Below are 26,238 nucleotides of genomic sequence, written 5' to 3' on the forward strand. Positions count from 1 at the left end.
CATCAAATAAGCATAATTTTATCTTCTTTAGTAACCTACATAACAAGCAAATAAACATAACATTATGATAATTAATTAAAAATATCATTGCACTTATTGAGGTAATAAAAATTGCTAATCCATGATTTTTCATACTATAATGCCGATGTTTTTGTTTTTAAACAATCAAATAAACTCTTCAAATTCAGTGCAGAAAGTCTGTCATAGTGATAAAAGACTACTGCTTTTTTAGGATTAAGATTAAGGGTATTCATGAGACTGTTAGCAACTATAAGTGCTTTTTTATTTTCCGGGATTATTTCAGCAACACCACTTCATAATATCGTTATATTTGGAGATAGTTTATCTGATAATGGTAATTTGTATGAATTTATGAAAAAACAAATTCCGCAATCTCCCCCCTATTACGAAGGTCGATTTACCAATGGTCCTGTCTGGATAGAACATGTGATCGCCTCTTATTTTCCTGAAAATCCTGACGCTCATTTATTGGATTATGCTTTCGGAGGCGCTGGTGTTTCTGAAGAGGAAGAAGATGATGAAGTATTGTTTACATTAAGAAGGGAAATTAATAATTATTTATTGGCACATGATGATAAAGCCAGAGAAGACAGCCTTTTTGTGATATGGATAGGTGCTAATAATTATCTTGGATTGCCTTCTGAAGTTGAAAAAACACTCGAGGATGTTAATCTTGGAATTAGAAATAGTTTACATCGTTTAGTGAAAAAAGGTGCAAAACATATTCTGGTCGTGAATTTGCCAGATTTGGGGCGAACTCCAGCTGCGATTGAATTTGGTACTATAGATGAGATGACCTACTTTGCAAAACAACACAATAGTATATTAAGTCAATCAATTGATAATCTTAAACAGACCTATCCGGATGTAGAATGGCTCTATTATGATCTGCATCAAGCTTTTGAAGAAGTTATAAACCGTCCACAAGACTATGGCTTTACTAATATAACGGAAACCTGTGTTCAATTTGATGAAAATATAACCAAAACATCAGTCTTAAAAATGACTGCTGCAGCTAAACCCCAGATGAAAGAGGATGCTTGTACAGGTTATTTATTTTTTGATTTGGTACATCCCACAGGATTAGCGCATAAAATTCTAGCAGACAAAGCAAGGTTGATGTTAGATCAACAGGGTATAGTATTTTCAGATTAAATTTAAGCTATCTCAATTGCCCGGTTACGGCTAAGCCTAATCCGGGCTACGCGTACTAAAGTTGTCAATTTCTATAAATTTATTCCAATCGCAATCTGTTAGGATGATATGAAATACACAATAAGGATAATGTTGCTTTGGTGTTGTATAGCCTCGGCTGCCTATACAAATATGCTTGAAATTAATGTTGATGGTAAGCATATTCACGTCCCTTGTTGGTTTTCTCAAAAAAAACAGCTTGGAGCTGTACTTCTTGTTGCTGGCGGAAGTGACGTTCGATCCTCAACTGTATTGGATGATTTAGTGCACCGATTAGCTGAAAATGGATGGATGGTAACTTTACTTCAGGATGATAAAAATAATGCCATACCATGGATAAAACAGCTTCCTTCGGCAATTGTGACGTTGAGACAGAAAAAGTTCATGAAAATCGTGGTGTTGCATTATGGGGATCAATTACAGCAGACTCTAGATTATTTTGGCAAACCGCAAGTACCAAAAATAGAGGGATTGATTCTACTTTCAGCCTACCATACACAACTAACTATAAATAAAAAGCCTGAAATAAACGTGCCCATTTTTGATATTATAGGACAATTTGATCACGGTTTAGTGAAGCAAGAACTTGCAATAAGGCAAAAAATGTTCGGAAATAATAAGAAGAAGTATTTGGCAATAGAAATACCCGAGATAGAACCAGATTACAAATACACTCGACAGCTTCTTTTTACCTTTATCAATGGATGGATGATGAAACTCCCAGAGTTTCAAGAAGCATCCCCGAATTTTATGTATACCTACCAATATTTTCAACCCAGGGATGAGCATGTGCTCAGGTCATAATCTAATGAGATTATTCACGTAATCCTATTCCTTTTTTCAATAGAATCATGTTGAGAATTGTAATTGAAACTAACATAATCAAAATAATGCCTATAGCCAAAGAAATGCTTACTTCACTTTGGCCTATCATTGCATGTCTCAGTGCATTAACCATGTATAAAATAGGATTAAACCAGGATATCTTTTGCCAGGGTTCAGGTAACATAGTAATACTATAAAATACCCCCCCCAGATAAGTAAGTGGCGTCAAAACAAATGTTGGAATCAGCATAATGTCATCAAAATTGCGAGCTAACATGGCATTAGTGAAACCAGCTGATGCAAATATTGCAGCAACCAATAAAACTACTAGCAGGGTCATAGGTAAATGACTTAATTCAATGGTTAGGAAAAAACTGGCGACAAGAAAGACTAAAATGGCGACAATTAACCCTCTAAATACTCCACCTAAAACATAGCCTAAAAGTAAAAGACCATGATGCATAGGACTAACAAGCATTTCATCAATACTTCTTTGAAAACGAACACTATATAATGAAGAGGATACATTGCCATAAGAATTAACTATCACTGACATCATAATTAGCCCTGGAGCAATGAACATGGGATAGCTCACTCCTTCAATGTTACCAATCCGAGGTCCAATTAAGCTCCCAAAAATGAGAAAATAAAGTGTGGTTGTGATTACCGGAGGCAAAAATACTTGCGACGCAATACGAAACATACGAACAAGTTCCCGCCTAACCAACGTATAAAGTGCAATAAGTTGTTTTCTAATGGCCATTTTTTATGAGATCCAAAAAAAGCTCTTCCAAGCGATTGGTTTTATTGCGCATACTATGAATCCTTATTCCTTGCTTGGAGAAGAGAGCAAATGCGTCATTTAAATTTAAGTGATTATCTACTCTTAGTTCTATAGTAGTACTATCAATGAGTGATGGTTTGAAAGGATGCAAATCAGGCAAAGTTGTAATGCGAGCTTCTGTATTAAAAATAAAAGTTTGATGCCTCAATGTCTGTAATAAAGCTTTCATCGAGGTATTTTTGATGATTTCTCCTTTATCAATGATGGCAATGTTCTTACACAATTGTTCTGCCTCTTCAAGGTAATGGGTCGTAAGAATAATTGTTGTTCCTTCCATATTAGTGCGCGTTAAAAACTCCCACATACTGTGCCTGATTTCTATATCTACGCCAGCCGTGGGTTCATCAAGAATCAATACCTTAGGCTGATGCACTAAAGCCCTGGCGATCATAAGTCGACGTTTCATACCCCCAGACAAATGGCGTGCTATAGAAAACCGTTTATCCCAAAGGCCTAATTGATGCAATAATGATTCAACTTGGGGGCGCGCATTTTTTCGGGAAATTCCATAATAACCCGCTTGGTTCAATAAGATTTGTTCACAGGTTTCAAAAATATTAAGGTTGATTTCCTGGGGTACAAGTCCTATACAGGATTTTGCTTTTTCGGGCTCAGTTTCTAAATCATAACCATAAATACAGATGCTACCAGATGTTTTTTTGAGTAACGTAGTTAACAAACCTATGGTTGTTGACTTTCCCGCACCATTGGCTCCCAGCAAAGCAAAAAAATCACCTGTATTAATGGTTAAATCAATGCCTTTCAACGCTTGAACACCATTAGCATAAGTTTTGGATAGCTGTTTAATCTCTATAGCGTGCATAAGGACTAAGTGAAAATAAAAATATCATTATACACAATAATCATATTTATTCGAAATTGGGACATCACCAATCTGATTCCACGGCCGAGTTTTCTGGTGATGAATCTTCATTTTCTATTGCACTTCTAATTTCTCGTAATTTTTTAAAAAGAGCCACTAGTTCAGGCGGCCCACTATCACTGGGTGGATAATTTTTTTTTTTCTTCATCATTTATTTGTGACACTTGTGCTTCCTTCCTCTTTTTCATTTTTTCCAGGGCACCATTTATTCCATCAAGGAGATCATTATTGCTTAACGGTGTAAAAAATGATTGATTGGCCAAAATTGGTTTTGCCGCTGTTTTAGTTTCCTTTGCAGATGTTGGTTGTATTGGTGGTTTTTCTGGAGGAAGAGGAATTTGGGGGGCTGGTGGAATTTTTGGTTGGAGTTGATCTTTTTGAGCGAACACTTCTATTTGAGAAGGGATAATGCTTATTTCATTTTGCATAGCCATATCTCTTTCGATAGTTTTAGGTAGAGGAGCTTGAGTTAATTGTCCTATTTCTGGAGTTTGGGGACTTTGCATAATCGAAGTAGTTAGTAAAGGAGAAAGAATTTCAATCACTGGCTTTTGTTTTGTAGTATCAAAAAGTGTGCCAAGTAACTGAGATACAGATAATAATTGCTTTTAAGCGGTTATTATTTGATCATGCATTTCTTCTACAGCCTTTCGATCACCCACTAGAATCTTTAATTGATCATTTTGTAACATTAATTGATAATTTGATTGTTGTAGATCTGAAATTTGTTTCTTTAGTTGTTCTATTTCAGCTTGATGTATTTTTTGAGTTGAAACCAATGCTGTTTGCTGCGCAATTAATGCGTCTTTGAGATTACGGATCAAATTTTCAGAAGGAACTCCAGAAGGACCAATACTCATTTCTATAGTCCCTATTGGAGCATATTGTTTTGCTGCACTATTATATTCATCAAGAAAATTTACCCAACAATTCAGTAAATAGGGATTGCTTTTAGCAGACAGAAGGATGGTAATACTCAAGTTCTCAATAATACTTGCATCATGCAGCGTATCCTGATTTAAAGTCACAAGAGAAAGAATTTCTTCTAAGAAAAGGCTAATTATGCTGTGATTATGTTCTTTAGCCCAATTGTAAAATGCCGGAGTGCCATTTTGTTTGTAATTCATAACAAAATGGCCATATATTCTAAAAAATTCTTTACTAATTGCCATGTTAATTCTCCCTCTCCTTGGAGGCATACAAGTCCATTTAATATTGATTGCGGTTAAAATTCAATAAATTTGTATCAAATTTCTCTGTAAATTACAAAAAATATATGGTGTAAGCAGTGTAACTTTTAAAAATTATTTCATAATTTCAATCTGATAAAGGCTTTTAGTCTCATTGCAATCTAATTTCATAAGGATTTAATCCGTGCGATTAAAGTGGAAAAAACAATAAGAAACGCTATTCTTTGGATAAGGAGATAATCCATGCTAAGTTCCCTATTAGAGCTATTTTCCATTTAAAGAGAAACAAATTGGATAACAACGAAATGCCCCTATTAGAGTCCACTCAACCTATAACGAGTATCACAATGAATCCTGTAAAATTATCTGATTACAGATTGTTAGCAAAACAAAAACTTCCTCAAAAAACTTTTGACTTCATTGATGCAGGTGCTTGTGATGAAATAACAAAGCGAAACAATCGAAAGGCTTTTGATAATATTAGTTTAAGACCATTGTGTTTGCGGGATGTTTCAACTGTTGATTTGTCGACTAAAATATTAAATGATGAATTAAGCATCCCATTACTCATTGCGCCAACAGCATTCCATCAATTAGTAGATCAACGAGGTGAGGTAAGTACCGCGAAGGCTGCTAAATCATGTGGCATTCCCATGATTGTAAGTTCCATGTCAAATGTAGCCCTTGAAGACATCGCAACTTACTCAAATAATGAGAGTCTTTGGTTACAAATTTATATTTTTAAAAATAGAGCATTAACACAAGAGTTAATTCAACGTGCGGAAAATGCAAATTATAAAGCCATACTTATTACTGTAGGTGCTCCAATTACAGGGAAAAGAGACAGGGATGTTCGTAACCAATTCGTACTTCCTAGTCATCTGACCACTGGTAATTTTAAAAGCGCAGTAAGCGATCAAGTACTTTATAACTTTACTGCCCATGAGCTTGATCCCTCTGTCACCTGGAACGATATCGAGTGGGTCCAATCACTAACCAGGCTACCTGTTATTCTAAAAGGAATTCTTAATCCTTTGGATGCAGATAAAGCCTGCCAGTTAAAAGTTTCAGGCCTGGTTGTATCCAATCATGGAGGCCGCCAACTTGATACTGCCCAGGCTACAATTACTGTATTACCTGATATTGTCAAAGTGGTTGCTGGACGCACACTTGTATTGATGGATGGTGGGATTCAAAGAGGAACAGATATGTTCAAAGCTCTCGCATTAGGCGCAGATGCCTTATTACTCGGTAGAGCCGTTCTCTGGGCATTAGCTGTTGATGGAGAACAGGGTGTTCACTCTATGCTGACTTTATTGCGCGAAGAATTTGAAGCCGTAATGAAATTAACAGGTTGTCGTACCCTTCAAGAAATGAGGGATTTAAATCAATATATCTGTAAATACTGAAGTGAAATGATTAGTAAATTTATGAAAAACGAAACTGTTGACGACACTGAATCAGTCTATAAGATTGGTTTAAATAAAAAACGTGAGGCTGTTATCAGTGCTCATTTTATGCACGAAATAAATCATAAGTCCCATTTTCAACTTTATAGCTCCCAAGAATTTGATCAGAGGGCTGTTCCCATAAGTGAAGATCTATTTTTTGAACATCTACTGCCTATACTTTTACAGGAATCGGAGAAATTTATTTTAGATCGGGTTTCTGCTGCCCAAATAAGAGCTAAAAAGAACTATAAAGACTATGGTTTACAGTCTCCAAACAATATAAGTATTTGCGAAGAAATAACTGAAGTCATGTTTGATCGTCAATTTTTAAAAGGTTCAAAAGCAAATTCTTCACGAATCATTTTAGCTCAAAAAATAAGGACCTTAGTGAATGAGAACAAGCCCATAAAAATGGTGATTCCTGCCTTGCCTTATAAGTCTTCCTCTCCGCTTAAATCCAGGGGACCTTTACCTGATTTGTCTGAAATCAATTTTTTACTTGGTTTATATGAAATTGCCAAAACCATTGATTCAATTTACCGTCAAGAAGTAATTGATATGAATAGAACACTGTCTTTATTTACAATTATTTGTGATGGCAGACGTTTTAATCATTTTTTAAATGAACCTGAAAATATAATTGATCTTTATCAAACTCAGCTACGTTGGTGGATAAAAAAATTAAATATCGCAAATTATATAGAAATAATTGATTATCAAGATGTTATTTTGGATTTTCTTCCATCCGGAATGCAATTAGAGAAAGCAACGATTAGAACACATGTACGGGATTTTTATTTTAATTTAATGCAGCCATTATTAGATCCCTATGACATGCACCACGTACTTTATAAAGCGATTGAGGCTGATCCTGAGCCTGAATTATGCAATCCTGAAGGTAGGTATATCCCTTTATTCAAGTCAATGATTTATACGATTAATTATGCAACTCTTTCAAATTATGCTCATACTCATAAGAAAAATTATGAAGCACTTTATGTTGAGCTGACCAAACATCTATTTGAGCCTTATACTCGATTAACTGCATTGGATTTTAAGCAAGTTGAAACATTAATTACAAATCCTCAAGCATTTGAAATACCTCAGGAAAAACATTTTGAATATCTACGACAATCCATGATTCAGGAAGCATGGAACGCTACTATATGTTATTTGGCAGAGGTTCGCAGTGATAGAGATTTACCCCAAGAACCAATTAGTACCTGTTTTCCTGAGCATATCAGGTGGACCATTCATGCTAAACCTGGGCAATTGGCCGTATTAACAACTACAGCATTTGGTGACCCTGTTCAACCATGGCATGGGGTAGGGGTGTTTATGCGTACTAAAAATAATAAAATCAAATTATATACACTACCAGTCTTAGCATTGGAAGGAAGTAACGCGATCCCTGTCATCATGGAAAATAGCATTCTTCGAAAACTTGCTACAGAAGCGCAAGGAAATTCAGGGCACGAAGCGCGGATGCATACACAGGTAGTAAACACAATGCCGACACAGCAACTATCCTCTGGGGAAGGGTTTGCAAAGCAACCGGGTAATGGAAATAAGTTCATCAATAAGGAGCAACCCCTATTTTATGTATATCCTGATATAACATTTGAAAGCATGGATGATCTTTTGGAAATAATTAAGCAGGAATTGACACGTAAGAGAAAACATTGATACAGGAGTGAAATGTGTCTTTATTTGATTTTATACATCGCTTAAATCGAACACTTACTCGAAATCCGATTTTATATAGACACCAAGATACCGAGCGAATGACCATTCAGCAAACAAGCGATATGCTTGCAAAATACCAAGAGTACCAGAATGCGCTTTTTTGTTCCCCCGAAAAACTACAACAAATGCGAGACGAACAACTTAGGAAATTACTCATCCATGCAAAATTAAATTCTCCATGGTATCAAAAAGCATTGGCGCATATTAATGTTGAGAATTTCACAGAAGAACGGTTAAGTGAAATTCCCATCATGGATAAAATGACTTTCATGAAAAACTGGGATTCAATTGTTACTGATCGGAAACTTTCATTAGCGCTGGTTGAAAAGCATATTGCAAAAATGAGGCGTCACAATAACCTGTTATATCTTCACGATCGTTATCATGTATTGGCGAGTGGTGGCTCTACTGGGACAAGAGGGGTTTTTATCTATGATTGGGAAGAATGGAATAAATATTACTTATATATTATACGTCATCCCCTTTATAATCATGATCGCAGTCAAATTTTAATTGATCCTGCACAAAAAACTACAATTGCTCAAGTTATTGTTACTAATACCGTTTATGCCATATATTCACTTTCGTTAACTTACAAATTTGATAATATAAAAACTCATTATTTTCCAATTACATTACCACTTAATCAAATTATTGCCCATCTCAATACAACCCAAGCGGATATTTTGCAAGGTACACCAAGCACCATCCATAAATTATGCCTCGAAGCGCTTAAAGAGCATCTCCGCATTCAACCCAAGGTTATTTGTGTTGGAGGAGAACCTTTATATAAGCCAATCCGCGAACTAATCAAAAAAGTCTGGCCTAATGTCTTTATTTTTAATACTTATGGAACATCTGAAGGGCTATTTGGAATGAATTGTTGTGCAGATAGTGAAGTCATGCACTTAAACGATGATGCGTGCATTGTTGAGCCTGTTGATGAATTGAATAGGCCAGTGCGGAAGGAAGTTATACCTTATAGACTTTATTTTACTAATTTATATAACTATACATTACCCATTATTCGTTATGAAGTATCTGATCAATTATTTTTCCTGGATAAAAAATGCACTTGTGGAATCCAGCATCAACTTATTGCCGAACCCCAAGGCCGTCCAGAGTTTGATTTCATTTATCCTGGAAATATTTTTGTACATCATTTAATTTTTGTAACCCCACTTTTACATGAAAAAAATGTTCGTGAGTATCAAGTAATTCAAACAAAAAATGGAGTAGACATTAAAGTCTTAACCACCGGTTATGTGGATAAGATCCAATTAAAGAACCATATTTGTGATCAATTAAGCAACCTGGGTATTGTCAAACCTCAAGTTAAATTGATAGAGGTATCCGAGTTTGAATACCTCCCGTCTGGTAAATTGCGAAGATTTTTAAAACTTAATCCATCATGAAAAATGAAGCCACACGCTCAGATTTATCCTGAAAAAATGTTCCACCTTGTTTAAGAAGATCCCTGATTTTATTGCTTCTTATAATGGTTTAATGTTCACAGCGGATTGCAACACTTCTTTTAATTGTTGATCCAGTTCCTCCAATAACTTTTTTGATCCATTAAGTTGATTGTCAAGCTTCGTCAATTGCTCTTCAAGAATTTTATATTCGCTCTTATGTATATTAAGTGATTCCTGGGCTAAAGCTTGCAATCCTTCTTTTTTTTCCTCTATCGCTAATTTTAAAGTTTGTTCATTAATTTGTATTTGATCATATAATTGTAACAATTTTATTCCAATTTGTGATTTATCTATGTTCTCTTGGATTATATTAATCTCATGCTGAGTATTATTTATAGAGCTACTTATTAATTGAACTTTTTTCTCAATTTCAGACTCTGGTTTGTTAATAGCCGTTCTAAAAAATCATGTTTCTCTTGACGAGATTTCACAATTGCTCCCCTATACCTAGATAATTAAATTTAAAAATAGCCCTATTTTAGCACAGACTCTACAAATTATGCCGCCTCATTTACAAGTAGCAGCAATCCGCATTTAACATATTGATTAAATTGAAAGTTAGATTATTTTTTATCTTAAAAAATCAAATTGATTCTTTAACACATGAACTCAGAACGAGTCTTCAACCATCCAGCAATACTGTATCGAGGTTGATGAGTAAGGCATACTTCATGGGGCAAATCACTATTAAAACATATGAAACGATTTTCTTGTGGTAATATAACTTGAATGAGTTGGTCCTCTTGAGTATAAAGTTTTAATTCCCCACCTGATGCAGCACTCCAGTCTTTATTTAAATAATAGACACAAGAAATTTTTCTATTTTTTTTTGTAGCAAACTGGTCTACATGTTTTTTATAATAAGAGCCAGGTTGATAGGCTGCAAGATGAGTTTCAAATTCGTGTAAACCTAAATAGAGTTCTTGATTCAGGAGCTGAGCTAATTGCTGAATTCGTTTTAAATAACTTTGTATTGCTGAATTTTCTTCATGTTCATCCAACCAAAAAATTTCATCAGCGCGAATAGTCTTATTTTTATGAGACCCCAAATTGAGACCAATTTTTGCTCCACGAAATAACCCTTGTGCATACATTTCTTGAGCTGTTTCTTGAATGAGCTGGCATTGATCAAGCTCAAGAAAATCTTCGATGATATGGAATCCTTGAGTACAAAGATTGTGGATAAGTAAATCAGAATCGTTCAAGGTGCACGTCCTTCCAGTAGAAATTCATATTGGCGCCACTCAGGCATAAATTTACTCATTAATTGATAAAAACGTTTATTATGGCTGGGCTCAAGCAAATGTACTAATTCATGTACAAGTACATATTCCATACAGATTTGTGGTTTTTTTATAAGATTAAGATTTAACCATATGCGAGCTACTTTAGTATTACATGAGCCCCAGCGTGTTTTCATTTTTTTTATTCCCCACTGAGACACTTTTACACCAACAACACTCTCCCAATACCGAATTAAATCAGGCAATAAGATTTGCATTTGATATCGATACCAATTATCAAGAAGTTTTTGCTTTTGTTCATGGGAACTATTGGGTTGGGTATAGCAGTACATTAACTCATCATTTATCTTAATTTGCTCCGGACCGTGATGCTCTTCAACAATGAGTAAGTATTGTTTACCTTTAAAAACGACAGTAGCTCCTGTTTCTAACTCAGAACTTTCAATAACTGAGCGGCTACGAATGCGTTCACGTTGTTGATGAATCCATGCCCCTTTCGTTTGCAGTGTTTGCCGAATTAACTGCTCACTAAATTTAAGAGGTACACTTACCTTAACCAAACCATCGGGAGGATAAATACGCAAATGCATGTTTTTAACTTGTTTACGCGTTATTTCAATAGAAATGCCGTCCAATTCAATGATCATATTATTCGTCGTGTTTAAGTTGATGTACCGCGAAATAAAACAAGAGCGCGCGACTTAAAAGAGAACGTGTTTTTACTTCAAACCGTTAGGGCTAAAACAGCTCATAACGCTGTATCAGCCCTAACGGTTCGAAATGGAGACAGAATCTAAATAGATTTTTTCCCGAAGCTCACGTTAATTCATTGCCTATTTTACTATCTTTGTGCACCAATACAAGGACTGTCTATATATTCACCATTGATATCTAAAACCATATTGACATTAGCGCGTTGGTAACGTGCGAGTATGTCATATTCTTGTTTTGTTATATACCCGTAAGAGTTGCCACAATATACAAGTGATGAAACTCTAGGTTTAGGTTTAACATGAATAGGTAAATCACATTCCCAACGAAAATGTGTTATATCACAATTAACCGCGAAGGATAAATGAAGGGGCAAAAGAGATAAAGCAACAGTCACATACCATTTCCTTTTCATAGTGTGCACCATTTCCATGTTTATGTTTTTTAATTATAGGATATGATTGAGAAAAAGTAGCCAAGGACACTCATGCTTTCATCCAGTTCTGAATATCTTAAAGCACTTCGTGAGGGAAAGTATCTTCTTTTTTTAGAATGGGTTGATTTTATTACAAAAAAATATACTCATGATGGGTATATTTTAGATGCAGACGATACAACAAATTCTTTGATTTTCGAATGGTTAAATAATGGTTTCTCAGAAGAAGATGCCAAAAACTTGGCTCGCTTACATGCAGTATATGATTTAGAATTAAAACCGTTACAAGGAAAATTAGATTATGCATTCAAAACTATTATTGTAGCTTTATTTCTCTGCATGGTTTTTCATAAACATAATTTATGTCTGCACTCTGATTCTCCCAATATAACTTGTCGAGAAATCAATCAACTAATAGAACAAATCGGTAAACGGCTTTCTCCTTCCCTTTACAGAAGTAGCTTAGTTGAGGTACAAACCGATTTTTTTCAGTGGGTAGATAATAGCGATAAACATGAAGTAACTCTCATTTTTGATAAAATTTACGCAATTACTCGACTCAGATATCTTCTTGAAGATTATATTTTACACTTGGATCACTCAAAGAAAGAACAAGATGAGCTTTACACGGCTAGATTAAGCTTGGCAAAGCGTTTTCTTACCTATATCTACGAGCAGCTCGAATTTACTCCCAAAGTAGCCGATGAAATTACGAAATATGTGAGTGCATTGCGTCAACTTCACCCTGGTAAATGGGAAGAAGAACGTTTAGATGCCCTTTCACCACCATCAGCATTGGATAATACCTGGCGTTGGGTAACGGGAATAGGAATAAGTTTTTTTAACTTGGTATTGCATAAGAAATCTATTGGGGAGTTGATTTCAGGGCAATCAGAGACTCCTCAAGTTTAATTCTATCCGTTTTTCTCCTACCTATTATTTATGTGATTAATTCCTTCTGTTTAGTAAGATAAAAGCGTTCCATTAGCGTCTATTGATATTTTGGTTCCACTGTCTATTTGTTCTGGTAAATCTACCTCATCTAGGCATTTGCAAGAAGCAAAGTCGTCTAACATAGATGCTGATCACACAATGAGCTATCACTCACGCTTAGACACAATATTATACATACAGATTGACTTTTGTATTTGTTGTGGCATTATTGCGCTTAATTTTGTGATAAAAAATGATAATATCTTCTCTGAGCAAGTCAGAGGACTGGCATCATACTGCGGGTGTTTAGTTTAATCGCTTTCATTAAACGGGTATATCGTGATTTTCTGGTTTTAAAACCAAGGAAACATACGATCCCGTATTCCCTTCGTTTTAAAAACCTTTTTTAGCATAACCACAGGAGATTAGCATGAGAGCTAAAGAAGATATTTTTGCGAGAAACAACGCGACATTAACTGCATTAATGGCCATTAAAAAAGCTATTAGTAAAGACGCTCAGCCTTCTAAATTTATTAAAATAAAGATCTTAGAGGAAGCAGGTTTAGGAAAAAGTCCCGTTTATGTCGTGAGTAACAGGATTGTAGAAATGCATAATATCTCAGGAGGAATATTAAGGGGAGTTAAATACCTTTATAATGAGGATCCCGCAAAGGATATTATTAATTCGCTGCCTAAAAAAAGTGAAAAAGTTAAGATATTTGGCTCTGAAAAAGAGGCTCAAGAATATGCGTTAACAATTTCTAAACGACATTCAGACTTAAACTTTACCTATCAGTCCTCTGTAGATAGTATTGACGGTAGTGATCCCGTTTGGCATACCCCTGTAATTATTAAAGCCGAAGTTCTATTAAATGCAAAAAGTGATCTTATAGATGAGAACGGTAAAATTTCTGCTAAACATTTAGAACTGGTTTCGTTAATACAACCTAATGAACTGGGACTAAAAATGCCATCTGTTGATTTACAAGAAGGCCAAAACCAAAATAGCATGAACTGTACTATTTTCTAAGGTTTCAAATAACATGCATGGGAACGTAAGCATATTTTCATGCCTGTTTTTTTTCGACTGCTGTGTCAGTAAGCATAAATGATATTTTCATTTAATACACGTGGGTTTGATAACTCGAGGTTTTTACCTTTATCTTCTTTTATTTGTCCTTTCTTTAGGTAATTAAGGGTTAGAAAGATATGAAATTCTTCGTTTTCCAGTTCTTTTATTCTTTCATACTTCATGATGCTCCTTGTTAAGGAGTTTTCACAAAACGCATACATGAATACACGTTTACGAAGAGGTCTCATATAAAGTCATCACGAAGTAATTGTTGTAGTAATAGAAATAAATTTGACTTAATATTGTACAACTCTGTATAATAAGTGTTGTCTGTTTCAGTATTAATTACGTGCAACATTATTTGTTGCTCACTAATATGGAGTTTTACATGCTAGAAAAATTATTTAAAAGACTGCAAGGTATCAAGCCATTCACGAATCAATTTGATATGTTAATGGAAAGTGGGCAAGCCATTAACGATGATGGTGAGGCTGTTGGGATGTGTCAACCAATGTCCAATCACTATTTAGATTTACTACTAAATAAACAAGATCCAACCCAAGAATTACAAGATGGCAAGCAATTTTTAAAGAAATCGATAATTGAAGAAAATCAAGAGATTGATTTTAGAGCCCAAAATCCAGGCGAAGATGAGCATCATGCTTTTCATAAAAATAAGGTCGAGCATCGAGACGAACAGCATTCTCTTAAAAGTTTAACCCCGGAAAAAGTCAGTAAAACTTTAGAAGATAAAGACCATATGTTAATGACATTTGAATTAAGTCAAAAAGATAAATATCATCAGGTATACCTTGGAAAACAAAGTGCATCAAAATGTCGCTTCTTTGATGCAAACCTTAATGGTGGGGAGAGAGTGAAACCATGTGATGAACTTATTCCAGAAATGATGGAATATCTCAAAAAACGCTACTCTCTTGATGAAGACACATCATTTAAACTTGGAATAGGTTGAGTTTGAATTTATAAATGTTATAGAGATTTCTGTAATCTCTATAACATTTATAACACTTTTATCGAAAAAGGCCTAATCATATCTGAATTTAACATACCACGCGATCCAATAAGCACTCTCACTTTACGCATATTTTTTTGCAATTGAAGGTTCAGGAAACATATACATTCCCTGATAGGTTTTTGTATCAAACCAAACATGCAAAAATTCATCACTACTGTTTGGAGGATATTCATCTTTGCTCTTAAAATAAAAATTTAAAAGAGTTTCTAATTTCTTATCTTTAAGAGCACCTAGATAATTTTTCGAATCATTTATTGCCAAAAGATAATCCTCTGTACTCTGACTTGGTGATTTTTCTAATGTATTGGTGACAATAGCAATTCCAGTCGATAGGATAAACTGCAAAGCTCTTAATTCCTCTTCATTTCGAGTCATTTTTTTTGAGGCCAATCTCTCTATAATATAATCAATCAAAGCCTTAGTCGGACCAACGAACGTTACTGATAAATCTAACGTATTTTTAACCCGTTTTGTAATCGCTTTATACACTATTGGGAAATATTTAATAGCAACAAGATTTTCAATTAATTCACTATTTTTATTAGTAAAACCCCATTGCGCGTTTTTAAATGGCCAAGCAGTTAACATTAAATCAAATAATATCTTGCTGTTATTTTTAATAAACAAAAGTAAATCATTAGGATTAGTAAGCAGGGGAATACAAACGGGAACTGTATGACTTTCAAGAAGAGAAGGATCAACTAATCTTTTCGTTTCCTCCTCCGGTAAATCAAGCATATCTTCAGCAATATCTACTATGTACGGAAAAAATTGTTCTTTAGGAGTTAAAGAAAGAAGTGCACAATCCTTTGTGTGCACACCTGAACTCGGACCTTGACGGCCCATTATTGTATCCTTAGGTATCATAAATTCCCCCTATTTATATAATTACCAACTTGAAGTTATTATCGGTGGTGTTTTCCCTGACATCTCCTGATCTATTTGCTGACCAAGTCGGATCCCAAAATCAACTGTTTTTGCTTTACATGAAAAAAAATCGGACAATCGAGCATGCATGAACGCTCCTTCATGTTCACCGGCTTCAAAAAAGCTTTTACTAATTTTGGTCTGATGTTCCGATTGTTCCCTATAAAATTGAACGCGCTCTTTATCTGAAAATGTTGGTTTCCACGATGCCGTATGCTCCATATCATCTTTTAAAGCCTGAAATGACTCTTTAGTCAAAGGTGTTTTTTCATGATGCAACTCAACATTTACTGGTGGAACCGTAAAACTATCGAATCCCTGCACCTTTGAACAATGCTCATGTAATGCTTTTCTATGTGGACAATCAAAATCCTGCGGCGGTTTCACACCCGTTAACGCTGACGTAATAATTGAGAATGGAAGAGTAAAAAATAATTTAGGATTCTCAAATTTATACCCTTGTTGCTTATCTTGCTTATCTTGCATATCACACCTCATTTAATATACAGTCTTAATAAATATATAGCATAAGGTACATATTCTATCCAATCAGGTAACCTAATGAGGTGTTACAAAATGAAGCGCTATCTGCTAATTAAAATTATGTTTTTATTATTAGTGCTACAATTTATGGATGTGAAGGCTGGAACAATTAGAGATTTCGGTTTACTTAAGATCGAGTGGTTAAAGCAGTTTCTAACTTATAAAAATGGCATGCCCGTTGATGATACGATGACTCGTGATGAGAAAGCGGTATACTAAACAGTTTACCCATTGCTTTACACGCTGTATCTAAGCGACACAAAAGCAGCAGATGGTGATATTGTTGTGATTGATGAAAAGCTTAGAAAATCAAGATTTTTATTTAGAACATAAATGATAATCCCCACAATGTGGGGATTATGAATGATTTTTAACAAAATTTCGAGCCAAAGAATAAAATCCTTAGCCTTCCTTTTTGCCAGGTAATTTTTCTTTAATACGTGCAGCACGACCAGCCAGGTTGCGCAGGTAATAAAGCTTAGCACGACGCACATCACCACGTCTTTTTACAGTAATGCTATCAACAATTGGGCTGTAGGTTTGAAACACACGCTCAACACCAACGCCATGAGAAATTTTACGAACAGTAAAAGCAGAATTCAAACCACGATTACGCTTGGCAATAACTACACCTTCAAAAGCCTGTAAGCGTTCACGGTTACCCTCAATTACTTTCACTTGAACCAAAACAGTATCACCAGGATTAAACTCAGGGATTTCCTTACCTTGCATTTGCTCAGCATTCAGTTGGTCAATAATATTAGTCATGGACTACTCCTCAAATTGGTTCATCTTCTAGGATTCACCGTGCTCAAACTTAAACTCAACAAGCAATTGCTTGTCTGCTTCACTTAACTGTATTTTTTCAAGTAAATCCGGCCGCTTAAGCCAGGTTTTACCTAGAGACTGTTTTCTTCGCCACAGTTCAATATCTCTGTGGTTACCACCTAATAAAACAGGCGGAACACCTAATCCATCAACCTCTGCCGGTCGAGTGTAGTGGGGGCAATCCAGTAAACCATTCATGAATGAATCTTGTTCTGCTGAACAGAGATGCCCAAGGCTTCCTGGTATTAAGCGAATAATTGCATCGATAAATACCGTGGCTGCCAGCTCACCACCACTTAAAACAAAATCTCCTAAAGACCATTCTTCATCTACATATTGATGAAGAATGCGCTCATCAATTCCTTCATATCTTCCTGCAATAAGCAGCAGGGGTTGTTTCTCACTTGCCACCTGATTTAAGTCATTTTGCCGAATTACCTTTCCTTGGGGGCTTAGATAAATCGTCTTACAATGGCTTGGCATTTGGCTTCGTGCCTGCACAATGGCACTACGCAATGGTTCATACATCATGACCATCCCGGGGCCACCGCCATAAGGTTTATCATCTACTTGTCTATAAGGTCTGGAGGACCAATCTCTTGGATTCCAGAAATCAATTTTTACTAACCCTTGATCTATTGCCCTACCTGATACGCCATAATTCAAGGCATTAAGTATCTCAGGTATTAGGGTAATGACTCCAAGATGAAGCACCACTTAAAAATCCACATCCCAATTAACAGTAATTAACTCCTGGTTGGGATCAATATCTAATATAAATTGGCCAGGCAAGTAAGGGATTAAATGTCTTTTATTACCTTCTACAACCAGCACATCATTAGCACCTGTAGGAATTATTTCAGTGACTTTTCCAAAAGTTTCACCTTGTTGGTTAATCACATTCATACCTATAAGCTGATGCCAGTAATACTCACCAGGATTCAATTTTTCCAGTTGATCTCGGTGAACTGCAATTTCTATATTAGTAAGATGAGCTACTAATTCACGCTCAGAATAACCTTCAATTTGGACAATAATTGATTTGCTTTGTACTTCAGCCCGCATTAATTTAATAGGTTGCCACTTGTTATTAATAAAGGCATGCCAATTTGTATATTTCAGAACATTATCACGGGGCTCTGTAAAAGAGTGTACCGTAACAAAACCTTTAACACCATGAGGCCGCCCAAATCGGGCAATTATTATCCAACTCTGATTATCCACGTTATTTAAGCTGCTTCGCCTTTTTTATTAAACTCTTTGACCAAAGCAGAAACTCGATCAGATAACTTTGCCCCTACTTTTTGCCAGTGGCTTAATTTTTCTGCATCAATATGCAGACGTACTTCTTGCCCACGCGCTATAGGGTTAAAATAACCAATACGCTCAATATAACTGCCATCGCGACGTTTGCGACTGTCAGTAACGACCATGTGATAAAAAGGACGCTTTTTTGCGCCGCCTCTAGATAAACGTATAACGACCATTATTTTCCTCTATTTGAGAGTGGTTACACATACTTAGTAATCGCACTAAGCATAAAAATGCCGTGTATTGTACGAAAATTAATTCGTCATGTGAAGTAATTCTTGCGAATTATTTAAAATCGTCTGGTAATATACCTTTTAATCTAGGTATACCACCAATTCCACGCATCATTTTTTGCATTCCACCAGGTTTAGTAAATTTTTTCATCATTTTTTGCATTTGTTCAAATTGCTTCAATAACTTATTTACATCCTGTATCTGTGTTCCTGAGCCCTGAGCAATTCTCTTTTTACGCGAACCAACAATAATTTTAGGAATACGGCGTTCCTTTGGAGTCATCGAATTGATAATGGCAATAGTTTGTGCCATAGCCTTTTCACTGACTTGCTTCATTGCTTGCTGGGGCATCATTTGGCTCACACCAGGTAACTTACTCATCATTCCAGAGATACCACCCATATTATTCATTTGCAGCAGTTGTTGCTTGAAATCTTCTAAATCAAAACTTTTCCCTTTTTTTAATTTTTTAGCAAGTTTTTCACTGGCTTGCTTATCTGCCTTACGCTCAACCTCTTCAATTAAGGTCAGAATATCACCCATACCGAGAATTCTCGAAGCAACACGCTCGGGATGAAATGGTTCTAGTGCATCTACTTTTTCACCGCTACCAATGAATTTAATGGGTTGCCCGGTAATTTGTTTTACAGAAAGGGCTGCGCCACCGCGGGCATCACCATCTGTCTTTGTTAAGATAACCCCTGTCAAGGGAAGCGCCTCATGAAATGCTTTTGCAGTATTCGCGGCATCTTGTCCAGTCATGCTGTCTACTACAAATAGAGTTTCAATTGGATTTACTGCCTGATGCAGCTCTTTGATTTCGGCCATCATGTCGGCATCAATGTGCAAACGGCCTGCAGTATCAATGATCAATACATCCATATATTGCTTTTTTGCAGCATCCAGGGCTTTACGAGCAATTGTTAAGGGTTGTTCACTGACTTCTGCAGGGAAGAAACCAACTCCTATTTGCTCAGCTAATACTTTAAGCTGCTGGATCGCGGCAGGTCGATAAACGTCAACACTAACGACCATTACTTTTTTATTTTCAGATTCTTTCAAATAGCGCGCGAGTTTTGCAGTGCTGGTAGTTTTACCTGATCCTTGTAACCCTGCCATTAAAAATATTGCTGGAGGTTGAGTCTTGAAGTTGAGTTCGGCACGTTCATCGCCCATGACATGAATTAATTCGTCATGTACAATTTTCACAAAAGCTTGATCAGGATTTAAATGAGTTAAAACTTCTTGTCCTAAAGCCTTTTGCTTTACTTGCTCTATAAATTCTTTAATAACAGGTAAGGCAACATCTGCTTCAAGCAGAGAAAGTCTGACTTCACGCAAAGCGTGTTGTACATTCTCTTCAGTTAATCGCCCTAACCCTCGTAAATTTTTAAAGGTACGGGTTAAACGTTCCGTTAAGGTTTCAAACATAATGTACGCCCAAAAAAATATCCACTATAGCATAGAGAGGCTATGGTATGAAACTGGCAAATACTGTTTTTATCCAGCTCTCTTTGCAAGGTCAATATTTTAAATCCCTGCATATCGTCGCTTCTACCCTACTCGTGGGTACTACAGACAGACCTTCATAATCAAAGAAACAGTGCAAGAAAACAACTCATTTTTTTATAAGTACCAGTCCTATTGATTAGCATAACGTTAAGAAAAAATGCAGAGATTTTCTGATTAAATCATGCTATTTTACCATACAATCGATATGAAGGTTTCATGATAAACAAAAATTAGGAGCATTTTGTTTATTTATTAGCCTATTATTAAGGGTTCCTTAAGCTTATTTTTATATAATAAAGCTTCTGCACGCCCCAAAAAACTGCACTGAAGGACTGCGATGATTGAGAAAAAACATTCACTAACAATTTTCAGTTTGACTATGATTACAGTTGGATCTGTGGATAGCATACGTAATTTGCCTGCAACAGCCTTATTTGGTAGTCAATTAATCTTTTACTTTTTTCTAGGCGCGTTATTTTTTCTAATTCCTACTGCCTTGGTTTCAGCTGAATTAGCCTCAGGATGGGCAAAGCAAGGAGGAATTTATATTTGGGTGAAACAAGCATTTGGAAAGAAAATGGGCTTTTTAGCCATTTGGTTACAATGGATAGAAAATGTTATTTGGTACCCAACGATTTTATCTTTTGTTGCAGGAACAATTGGCTATTTAATTAACCCGGCGCTGACGAGTAATCCCTATTTTCTATGGGCTGTCATTGTCAGTTCCTTTTGGGGGACTACGATACTAAACCTGCGAGGTATGAAATCTTCTGCAGCGTTTAGTAATTTATGTTCTCTTGCTGGGTTGCTATTGCCTATGTCGTTAATTATTGGCCTAGGTTTGGTTTGGATGACTCAAGGCAACCCGTTACAGATTCAATTTGATATTCCGAGTATTGTTCCACATGTAGAGGATAAATCCATGTGGGTATCTCTAACTGCAATTATTATGTCCTTCTGCGGTATAGAAATCGCTACTGTTCATGCAAATGATGTAAAAAATCCACAACATGCCTTTCCAAAAGTTTTAATTTATTCAGTAGTTATTATTTTAAGTACCCTAATTCTAGGTTCGTTAGCAATTGCTATTGTTTTGCCTGGAAAAGACATTAACTTAGTAGCAGGGATTATGCAGGCATTTGAAGCATTTTTCTCAAGCTACCACATGTCCTGGATGATGCCTGTGGTAGCAGTCATGTTAGTTTTAGGTGGACTTGGAGGGGTAAGCAACTGGATTATTGCACCTACAAAAGGATTATTGGTTGCTGCTGAAGATGGAAACTTACCCGATTATTTTCAGCGCACCAATGCAAAGGGAGCACCATCGGTTATGTTATATACCCAAGCCACCATTGTCACTGTACTCTCTGGTTTATTTTTGTTTATGCCTAGTGTGAATGGATCTTATTGGCTACTAACTGCATTAGCGGCACAACTGTATATGTTAATGTATTTTATTATGTTTATAGCCGCAATTAAATTACGTCTGTCAGAACCACAACATCATCGCCCCTTTAAAATTCCTGGTGGATTGGCAGGAATGTTATTTGTTGCAGGCATAGGCATTATTGGTGTATGTGCTACTTTAGGAGTGAGTTTTATTCCCCCAGATGGTATTGATGTAGGTAGTTTAGTACGTTATGAACTGACCCTAATTGGGGGGTTAATTTTAATGTGCCTACCGCCGTTTATAAGTTCATGGATGCAAGGGAAAACAACAGAAATGGAGCCCGTTTTGGATTAATGAGGGGCTTTATTGCTATGGTACGTGAACCCGATGAGTTGCTCAATAAATTAATTGCTCGATTACCTGAGTTAGAATGGAAGATAAATGGCTTGGGTATATCTTTTTTAAATCATAGCCTACCTAAAGGATTATTCCGTACTACTTCAGAGTCAACTACTACCCAATTTATTGCAGAAATTAAAACGGACATACATGCATTATCCAAACAAACTAACAAACGTAGTGCCTTTTACTTAGCGGAACGTATCCGTCAAAAGATCAATGTTTTAGTAATCTTATGTCAAATACAACATAAGAAAAATAAACCGGATGGAAAAAATTATTTTGGTATCAAAACGTTAAGTACCCGACAACAATGGATAAATGATCTTGAGATAGAAATTGGAGCTTTATCAAGCCAACAGCAAGCGATGATAAAAAGCTTGGCGCAATTACAGCGTCGACAAGATTCTAACGCACTTTTGAATTTAAAATCTGAATTAGGAGAGGTCGAGCGGCGTTTAACTTTAGCAAAAGAAACTTTAAATCGCGCGTTATCATCCTAGAAATAAATTCAGTTGTTTTTATAGAACAATCATTAAGATCTTTTTCTAAATCATGTTATGAGTTAAATTAGAAACGCCTCTTTGGCGTTACATTTAAAATAATTACTCGAACTTACAAGGTTGGATAATCCATAAAAATCAGTAATTCAAAAAAGGAGCCCTTTCTAATGTCAGATAAATTTACTCATATTACTAAAGATATCAGCACACAATTAGCTAAAATGCGCAAAGAAATGCCAGAAGTAATGTCTGGATTTTCAGCTCTAGCTCAAGCTGCAACTAAGGATGGTACTTTAGATAAAAAAACTAAAGAGCTAATCGCCATGGCTTTGGCTGTTGCAAAGCAATGTCCAGGCTGCATTGGTTTTCACTCTCAAACTTTAATCAAGCTGCAAGCTACTCGCGAAGAACTGTTAGAAACTTTGGGAATGGCTGTTTATATGGGAGGCGGGCCATCTTTAATGTATGCAGCTGAAGCATTAGAAGCATTTGATGAGTTTAGTAAATAAAATAGCATTTTTATAAAGCACAAGAGTAGCTAAGATTTTCCTTACCTTAGCTACTCATCGCTTACAATGGTATTATTATATAAAAACTGAAAATTCACTCTTAGAGTTTCATATCAAGCTTTTTATTATCATCTAATTGTTGAAATTCTTTAAATGTGGAAGATGTTAATTGTTTCACTTTAAAAGGCCAAGCATAATTTTTCTCATCGTTGTTAATCTCTTTAATAATTTTATTAAATTTTTTTTCACTTATAGCGCCCATTAAGTAACATAAACAAGTTTTTACTACCTGCAATTCCAGCTTGTCATCCCCTTTAGGTTTATTCTTAAGTTGATCGAATCTCTTGCTTAGCGAGTCAAATAACAAAGAGACATTTTGTATCTTATTGATTGCCCCCGATGTTTCATTAATTATCTTTTTTGCTTGTCACATAAAAAATCAATATAAATGGCAGTATATTTACTGCCCGGTTTTTCTTGAAGCTCCCAAGCCAACCATTTTTGTGTGTATACTGCCCCTGAATCAAGCATAAATTTATAAACTTATTTTGAGGCGTATTCAGAAGATAAAGTAGATAATATATCTCCATTATCTCTAATGAGATCCTTCCATTGTTGGTTTTTCTTTAAAAATTCTATAATTTCAGGGTATTCAGCTGATACATAATCTTATGCAAAAAATGCCTTGTGAATCGTGGTTTATGGTAAATTATAGGAGTGGGGCTAAATTGGATCCAAAAAAACATTTTTGACCCAGAGCGCATTCTAGAGATTTAAGAAAGAAATGGTACGTAGTGACTTAGGCGTGTCAACACGCCCTAAAATACATTAGTTTGAAAAAAACCAATTTTTAAATGAGAACATGAGAATCTGATGAATCCATAAAAAACCTCTGTTCTTTGATAAGTATTAACCAATTACCTCAAATCAGCGCTGCTAAGCGACATGCTTGATCAATAGCGTGGCGTGCATCCAACTCCAATGCTTTATACGCTCCACCTACTAAATGGACCATCTTTTTGGCTTCTTTTAATGGAGCAAATAATTCGGTTAATTCAACTTGCCCTGCACAAATCACCACGGTATCGACCGCTATAACCTGGGGTGTTTCATCTATTCGTACGTGTAACCCTTGATCATCAATAGCATCATAACCCACCCCAGAAATCATTTTAACCTGTTTGTGTTTTAGACTCGCTCGATGAATCCAGCCTGTCGTTTTTCCTAAACGTTTACCCATTTTTTCTTTTTTGCGCTGTAATAAATAAACCTCACGCGGGCTGGGCGTACTTTCAGGAGGCTTAATCCCACCTCGATATTTGCCATATACATCAATACCCCATTCATTATAAAACTGCTCTTTGGAAGCATGATGTTCATGGGTTAAAAATTCAGCCACATCAAAACCAATGCCACCTGCACCAACGATTGCAACTCGTTTACCTACTTCTTTTTTTCCAGTGATTACATCAATATAACTGGCAACTTTGGGGTGATCGATGCCTGGAATATCTGGAACTCGCGGTTTAATGCCACTCGCCAAAACTACTTCATCAAAATCCAGCAAATGTTCCACAGTTGCTTCTGTATTTAAGTGAATTGTTACCTTAAATTTCTGTAATTGATAGGTAAAATAATCCAGAGTGTATTGAAAGATTTCTTTTCCTGGAATTTTTTTTGCTAAATTGAATTGCCCACCCAGTTGGTTATTTCTTTCAAATAATGTCACTTTATGTCCACGCTCAGCAGCAACTGCAGCAAAAGCTAACCCCGCGGGCCCAGAGCCTACGACAGCAATTGATTTGGGTTCTGCAGTCACTTCATAAACCAGCTCGGTTTCATTGCACGCTCGGGGGTTCACCAAACAAGAGGCAGTTTTATTCACGAAAACCCTATCAAGACATGCCTGATTGCATGCAATGCAAACATTGATGGCTTCACTCTCACCTTTTTTGGCTTTTTCAGCAAACAAAGGATCTGCTAAAAAAGGTCTAGCCATAGAGACCATATCAGCAACACCCGACTCAATCAATTGATTGGCTAATTCAGGGGTATTAATACGATTTGAAGTAATTACAGGTATTTTGACCTCTGGCTTTAAATGCTGCGTCAAATGGGTAAAAGCGGCTTCAGGAACCATAGTGGCAATAGTTGGAACCCGTGCTTCATGCCAGCCAATACCCGTATTGATTAAAGTTGCACCGGCCTCTTCGAGAGCTTTAGCGAGGATAACGATTTCCTCCCAATTACTACCATCAGTAATTAAATCAAGCATGGACAAACGAAAAACTATAATGAATTTTTCGCCAACTGCTTCACGGACACTCCGTACTATTTCAATAGGAAAACGGATACGATTACTATAATGCCCCCCCCATTCATCTTGACGTTGATTGGTATGAGTAACAATGAACTGGTTGATTAAATAACCCTCACTTCCCATAATTTCAATCCCATCATAACCTGCTAATTGGGCTAGGCGGGCACACCGGGCAAAATGCTTGATGGTTTTTTTAATTCGATATTGACTCATCACCCAGGGTTTAAATGGACTAATGGGCGATTTGATTCCGCTAGGCGCGACAATAAAAGGGTGAAAACCATAACGTCCGGCATGTAAGGCCTGCAGAATAATTTTACCTCCAGCCTCATGCACCGTATGGGTGATTAATTCATGGCGTTGTTGTTCTTTACTGTTCGTCAATTTAGCAGAAAAAGGAGCCAAACGACCTACTCGATCCGGTGCAAAACCACCCGTAGTTATTAATCCTACACCTCCAAGGGCTCTTTCTCTGTAAAATTGGGCCAAACGATTTAAACTGTCTTTATCTTCTTCAAGACCAGTATGCATCGATCCCATTAATAAACGATTTTTTAATTGTGTAAAACCTAAATCCAAAGGTTGGAATAGGGCTTTAAACGGAGTATTATCAATTCTCAATTCCATGAGCATTTCGCCAAAAACTTCAAAATAAAAAGTATAAACCCAGTTTGAAGCTTTTTACAGAGAATTAATTAACA

The 26,238-nt window shown here is 36.1% G+C and carries 30 protein-coding genes; 12 read left to right on the top strand and 18 right to left on the bottom strand.

Annotation, left to right across the window (positions count from 1 at the left end):
• Window positions 1-252: 252 nt before the first annotated feature.
• Both plaA and EKG34_RS09970 read left to right on the top strand, forming a co-directional pair.
• Window positions 253-1,176: a GDSL family lysophospholipase PlaA gene (plaA, locus tag EKG34_RS09965; RefSeq protein ID WP_003635076.1), complete on the top strand. Its 924-nt coding sequence runs from the start codon at window positions 253-255 to the stop codon at window positions 1,174-1,176.
• Window positions 1,177-1,284: 108 nt separating this feature from the next.
• Window positions 1,285-2,019, top strand: a complete 735-nt coding sequence (locus EKG34_RS09970; RefSeq protein ID WP_012979377.1) for an ATPase — start codon at window positions 1,285-1,287, stop codon at window positions 2,017-2,019.
• A gap of 10 nt (window positions 2,020-2,029) precedes the next feature.
• On the opposite strand, the gene EKG34_RS09975 is transcribed toward EKG34_RS09970, so the two are convergent.
• The 4 genes from EKG34_RS09975 to EKG34_RS09990 all read right to left on the bottom strand — a co-directional run bounded on the left by EKG34_RS09975 (window position 2,030) and on the right by EKG34_RS09990 (window position 4,939).
• Window positions 2,030-2,803 carry an ABC transporter permease gene (locus tag EKG34_RS09975; RefSeq protein ID WP_003635070.1) on the bottom strand — a complete coding sequence of 258 codons (774 nt, stop codon included), beginning with the start codon at window positions 2,801-2,803 and terminating at the stop codon, window positions 2,030-2,032.
• A complete protein-coding gene (locus tag EKG34_RS09980; protein WP_003635068.1) occupies window positions 2,793-3,707 on the bottom strand; it encodes an ABC transporter ATP-binding protein in 915 nt (304 codons plus the stop codon). Before EKG34_RS09980 ends, EKG34_RS09975 begins: the two co-directional genes overlap by 11 nt.
• A 176-nt stretch (window positions 3,708-3,883) precedes the next feature.
• Entirely contained in the window at window positions 3,884-4,312 is a 429-nt protein-coding gene (locus EKG34_RS09985; RefSeq protein WP_012979378.1) for a hypothetical protein, read from the bottom strand.
• Between the two features lie 63 nt (window positions 4,313-4,375).
• A complete protein-coding gene (locus tag EKG34_RS09990) occupies window positions 4,376-4,939 on the bottom strand; it encodes a hypothetical protein (protein WP_003635063.1) in 564 nt (187 codons plus the stop codon).
• A gap of 308 nt (window positions 4,940-5,247) precedes the next feature.
• Between EKG34_RS09990 and EKG34_RS09995 the strand changes: the two genes are divergently transcribed.
• The 3 genes from EKG34_RS09995 to EKG34_RS10005 are packed head-to-tail and all read left to right on the top strand — an operon-like array spanning window position 5,248 to window position 9,569.
• A complete protein-coding gene (locus EKG34_RS09995; protein ID WP_223800050.1) occupies window positions 5,248-6,366 on the top strand; it encodes an alpha-hydroxy acid oxidase in 1,119 nt (372 codons plus the stop codon).
• A gap of 21 nt (window positions 6,367-6,387) precedes the next feature.
• Window positions 6,388-8,094, top strand: coding sequence for an L-tyrosine/L-tryptophan isonitrile synthase family protein (locus EKG34_RS10000; protein WP_003635060.1), 1,707 nt, complete (start codon window positions 6,388-6,390; stop codon window positions 8,092-8,094).
• A gap of 14 nt (window positions 8,095-8,108) precedes the next feature.
• A complete protein-coding gene (locus EKG34_RS10005) occupies window positions 8,109-9,569 on the top strand; it encodes a phenylacetate--CoA ligase family protein (RefSeq protein WP_003635059.1) in 1,461 nt (486 codons plus the stop codon).
• Window positions 9,570-9,647: 78 nt separating this feature from the next.
• Here the strand turns inward: EKG34_RS10005 and EKG34_RS10010 are convergent, their stop codons facing one another.
• From EKG34_RS10010 to EKG34_RS10025, 4 genes are all read right to left on the bottom strand, one after another.
• On the bottom strand, window positions 9,648-9,896 hold the full coding sequence (locus EKG34_RS10010; RefSeq protein WP_003635057.1) for a hypothetical protein: 249 nt from the start codon (window positions 9,894-9,896) through the stop codon (window positions 9,648-9,650).
• 329 nt (window positions 9,897-10,225) lie between these two features.
• A complete protein-coding gene (locus EKG34_RS10015; RefSeq protein ID WP_003635055.1) occupies window positions 10,226-10,834 on the bottom strand; it encodes a 2OG-Fe(II) oxygenase in 609 nt (202 codons plus the stop codon).
• Window positions 10,831-11,520 carry a M48 family metallopeptidase gene (locus EKG34_RS10020; protein WP_003635053.1) on the bottom strand — a complete coding sequence of 230 codons (690 nt, stop codon included), beginning with the start codon at window positions 11,518-11,520 and terminating at the stop codon, window positions 10,831-10,833. The genes EKG34_RS10015 and EKG34_RS10020 overlap by 4 nt, the downstream gene beginning before the upstream one ends.
• A gap of 194 nt (window positions 11,521-11,714) precedes the next feature.
• Window positions 11,715-11,999 carry a hypothetical protein gene (locus EKG34_RS10025; RefSeq protein ID WP_012979380.1) on the bottom strand — a complete coding sequence of 95 codons (285 nt, stop codon included), beginning with the start codon at window positions 11,997-11,999 and terminating at the stop codon, window positions 11,715-11,717.
• 72 nt (window positions 12,000-12,071) lie between these two features.
• On the opposite strand from EKG34_RS10025, the gene EKG34_RS10030 reads away from it, so the two are divergent.
• Window positions 12,072-12,932 carry a helical bundle domain-containing protein gene (locus EKG34_RS10030; RefSeq protein WP_003635047.1) on the top strand — a complete coding sequence of 287 codons (861 nt, stop codon included), beginning with the start codon at window positions 12,072-12,074 and terminating at the stop codon, window positions 12,930-12,932.
• 451 nt (window positions 12,933-13,383) lie between these two features.
• Window positions 13,384-13,983: a hypothetical protein gene (locus EKG34_RS10035; RefSeq protein WP_003635044.1), complete on the top strand. Its 600-nt coding sequence runs from the start codon at window positions 13,384-13,386 to the stop codon at window positions 13,981-13,983.
• Window positions 13,984-14,048: 65 nt separating this feature from the next.
• Here EKG34_RS10035 and EKG34_RS18215 read toward each other — a convergent pair whose 3' ends face one another.
• The gene (locus EKG34_RS18215; RefSeq protein WP_003635040.1) at window positions 14,049-14,207 is read right to left on the bottom strand and encodes a hypothetical protein; all 159 of its coding nucleotides are present in this window, start codon (window positions 14,205-14,207) and stop codon (window positions 14,049-14,051) included.
• A 206-nt stretch (window positions 14,208-14,413) separates the two neighbouring features.
• On the opposite strand from EKG34_RS18215, the gene EKG34_RS10040 reads away from it, so the two are divergent.
• The gene (locus EKG34_RS10040; protein ID WP_003635037.1) at window positions 14,414-14,998 is read left to right on the top strand and encodes a hypothetical protein; all 585 of its coding nucleotides are present in this window, start codon (window positions 14,414-14,416) and stop codon (window positions 14,996-14,998) included.
• A gap of 123 nt (window positions 14,999-15,121) precedes the next feature.
• Here the strand turns inward: EKG34_RS10040 and EKG34_RS10045 are convergent, their stop codons facing one another.
• The gene (locus tag EKG34_RS10045) at window positions 15,122-15,928 is read right to left on the bottom strand and encodes a hypothetical protein (protein ID WP_012979382.1); all 807 of its coding nucleotides are present in this window, start codon (window positions 15,926-15,928) and stop codon (window positions 15,122-15,124) included.
• A 21-nt stretch (window positions 15,929-15,949) separates the two neighbouring features.
• Window positions 15,950-16,474 carry a hypothetical protein gene (locus EKG34_RS10050; protein WP_003635034.1) on the bottom strand — a complete coding sequence of 175 codons (525 nt, stop codon included), beginning with the start codon at window positions 16,472-16,474 and terminating at the stop codon, window positions 15,950-15,952.
• 90 nt (window positions 16,475-16,564) lie between these two features.
• Here EKG34_RS10050 and EKG34_RS10055 point away from each other — a divergent pair, with 90 nt between their 5' ends.
• Window positions 16,565-16,750 (top strand): DDE transposase family protein, encoded by a 186-nt coding sequence (locus EKG34_RS10055; protein ID WP_003635032.1) that lies wholly within the window; start codon window positions 16,565-16,567, stop codon window positions 16,748-16,750.
• A gap of 183 nt (window positions 16,751-16,933) precedes the next feature.
• Here EKG34_RS10055 and rplS read toward each other — a convergent pair whose 3' ends face one another.
• The 5 genes from rplS to ffh all read right to left on the bottom strand — a co-directional run bounded on the left by rplS (window position 16,934) and on the right by ffh (window position 20,335).
• Window positions 16,934-17,299: a 50S ribosomal protein L19 gene (gene rplS / locus EKG34_RS10060; protein ID WP_003635029.1), complete on the bottom strand. Its 366-nt coding sequence runs from the start codon at window positions 17,297-17,299 to the stop codon at window positions 16,934-16,936.
• Between the two features lie 27 nt (window positions 17,300-17,326).
• Window positions 17,327-18,076 carry a tRNA (guanosine(37)-N1)-methyltransferase TrmD gene (gene trmD, locus EKG34_RS10065; protein WP_003635026.1) on the bottom strand — a complete coding sequence of 250 codons (750 nt, stop codon included), beginning with the start codon at window positions 18,074-18,076 and terminating at the stop codon, window positions 17,327-17,329.
• Window positions 18,077-18,583 carry a ribosome maturation factor RimM gene (gene rimM / locus EKG34_RS10070; RefSeq protein ID WP_003635024.1) on the bottom strand — a complete coding sequence of 169 codons (507 nt, stop codon included), beginning with the start codon at window positions 18,581-18,583 and terminating at the stop codon, window positions 18,077-18,079.
• Between the two features lie 5 nt (window positions 18,584-18,588).
• Window positions 18,589-18,846 (bottom strand): 30S ribosomal protein S16, encoded by a 258-nt coding sequence (rpsP, locus tag EKG34_RS10075; RefSeq protein WP_003635023.1) that lies wholly within the window; start codon window positions 18,844-18,846, stop codon window positions 18,589-18,591.
• Between the two features lie 109 nt (window positions 18,847-18,955).
• Window positions 18,956-20,335: a signal recognition particle protein gene (ffh, locus tag EKG34_RS10080; protein ID WP_003635021.1), complete on the bottom strand. Its 1,380-nt coding sequence runs from the start codon at window positions 20,333-20,335 to the stop codon at window positions 18,956-18,958.
• A gap of 418 nt (window positions 20,336-20,753) precedes the next feature.
• Between ffh and EKG34_RS10085 the strand changes: the two genes are divergently transcribed.
• The 3 genes from EKG34_RS10085 (at window position 20,754) to EKG34_RS10095 (ending at window position 23,217) form a co-directional block, all read left to right on the top strand.
• Window positions 20,754-22,160: an APC family permease gene (locus tag EKG34_RS10085; RefSeq protein WP_003635014.1), complete on the top strand. Its 1,407-nt coding sequence runs from the start codon at window positions 20,754-20,756 to the stop codon at window positions 22,158-22,160.
• Between the two features lie 17 nt (window positions 22,161-22,177).
• Complete coding sequence (locus EKG34_RS10090) at window positions 22,178-22,708, top strand: hypothetical protein (RefSeq protein WP_035905159.1); 531 nt, start codon at window positions 22,178-22,180, stop codon at window positions 22,706-22,708.
• Between the two features lie 167 nt (window positions 22,709-22,875).
• On the top strand, window positions 22,876-23,217 hold the full coding sequence (locus tag EKG34_RS10095; protein WP_003635010.1) for a carboxymuconolactone decarboxylase family protein: 342 nt from the start codon (window positions 22,876-22,878) through the stop codon (window positions 23,215-23,217).
• A 100-nt stretch (window positions 23,218-23,317) separates the two neighbouring features.
• On the opposite strand, the gene EKG34_RS18220 is transcribed toward EKG34_RS10095, so the two are convergent.
• Both EKG34_RS18220 and EKG34_RS10100 read right to left on the bottom strand, forming a co-directional pair.
• A complete protein-coding gene (locus EKG34_RS18220) occupies window positions 23,318-23,479 on the bottom strand; it encodes a hypothetical protein (RefSeq protein WP_003635007.1) in 162 nt (53 codons plus the stop codon).
• Between the two features lie 660 nt (window positions 23,480-24,139).
• Window positions 24,140-26,164 carry an NADPH-dependent 2,4-dienoyl-CoA reductase gene (locus EKG34_RS10100; RefSeq protein WP_003635004.1) on the bottom strand — a complete coding sequence of 675 codons (2,025 nt, stop codon included), beginning with the start codon at window positions 26,162-26,164 and terminating at the stop codon, window positions 24,140-24,142.
• Between the last annotated feature and the right edge of the window lie 74 nt (window positions 26,165-26,238).

The sequence above is a fragment of the Legionella longbeachae genome (assembly GCF_004283175.1).
Lineage (GTDB): Bacteria > Pseudomonadota > Gammaproteobacteria > Legionellales > Legionellaceae > Legionella > Legionella longbeachae.

Coding starts and splice junctions, on each gene's coding strand:
- rpsP (WP_003635023.1), bottom strand. CDS start 18,846: ATGGTCGTTATACGTTTATCTAGAGGCGGCGCAAAAAAGCGTCCTTTT.
- EKG34_RS09975 (WP_003635070.1), bottom strand. CDS start 2,803: ATGGCCATTAGAAAACAACTTATTGCACTTTATACGTTGGTTAGGCGG.
- EKG34_RS09990 (WP_003635063.1), bottom strand. CDS start 4,939: ATGGCAATTAGTAAAGAATTTTTTAGAATATATGGCCATTTTGTTATG.
- ffh (WP_003635021.1), bottom strand. CDS start 20,335: ATGTTTGAAACCTTAACGGAACGTTTAACCCGTACCTTTAAAAATTTA.
- EKG34_RS10045 (WP_012979382.1), bottom strand. CDS start 15,928: ATGATACCTAAGGATACAATAATGGGCCGTCAAGGTCCGAGTTCAGGT.
- EKG34_RS10050 (WP_003635034.1), bottom strand. CDS start 16,474: ATGCAAGATAAGCAAGATAAGCAACAAGGGTATAAATTTGAGAATCCT.
- EKG34_RS09980 (WP_003635068.1), bottom strand. CDS start 3,707: ATGCACGCTATAGAGATTAAACAGCTATCCAAAACTTATGCTAATGGT.
- EKG34_RS18215 (WP_003635040.1), bottom strand. CDS start 14,207: ATGAAGTATGAAAGAATAAAAGAACTGGAAAACGAAGAATTTCATATC.
- EKG34_RS10085 (WP_003635014.1), top strand. CDS start 20,754: ATGATTGAGAAAAAACATTCACTAACAATTTTCAGTTTGACTATGATT.
- EKG34_RS10095 (WP_003635010.1), top strand. CDS start 22,876: ATGTCAGATAAATTTACTCATATTACTAAAGATATCAGCACACAATTA.
- EKG34_RS10000 (WP_003635060.1), top strand. CDS start 6,388: ATGAAAAACGAAACTGTTGACGACACTGAATCAGTCTATAAGATTGGT.
- EKG34_RS10035 (WP_003635044.1), top strand. CDS start 13,384: ATGAGAGCTAAAGAAGATATTTTTGCGAGAAACAACGCGACATTAACT.
- rplS (WP_003635029.1), bottom strand. CDS start 17,299: ATGACTAATATTATTGACCAACTGAATGCTGAGCAAATGCAAGGTAAG.
- EKG34_RS10090 (WP_035905159.1), top strand. CDS start 22,178: ATGGTACGTGAACCCGATGAGTTGCTCAATAAATTAATTGCTCGATTA.
- EKG34_RS10025 (WP_012979380.1), bottom strand. CDS start 11,999: ATGAAAAGGAAATGGTATGTGACTGTTGCTTTATCTCTTTTGCCCCTT.
- EKG34_RS18220 (WP_003635007.1), bottom strand. CDS start 23,479: ATGGGCGCTATAAGTGAAAAAAAATTTAATAAAATTATTAAAGAGATT.
- EKG34_RS10030 (WP_003635047.1), top strand. CDS start 12,072: ATGCTTTCATCCAGTTCTGAATATCTTAAAGCACTTCGTGAGGGAAAG.
- EKG34_RS09970 (WP_012979377.1), top strand. CDS start 1,285: ATGAAATACACAATAAGGATAATGTTGCTTTGGTGTTGTATAGCCTCG.
- EKG34_RS10040 (WP_003635037.1), top strand. CDS start 14,414: ATGCTAGAAAAATTATTTAAAAGACTGCAAGGTATCAAGCCATTCACG.
- EKG34_RS10100 (WP_003635004.1), bottom strand. CDS start 26,164: ATGGAATTGAGAATTGATAATACTCCGTTTAAAGCCCTATTCCAACCT.
- EKG34_RS10020 (WP_003635053.1), bottom strand. CDS start 11,520: ATGATCATTGAATTGGACGGCATTTCTATTGAAATAACGCGTAAACAA.
- plaA (WP_003635076.1), top strand. CDS start 253: ATGAGACTGTTAGCAACTATAAGTGCTTTTTTATTTTCCGGGATTATT.
- EKG34_RS10055 (WP_003635032.1), top strand. CDS start 16,565: ATGAAGCGCTATCTGCTAATTAAAATTATGTTTTTATTATTAGTGCTA.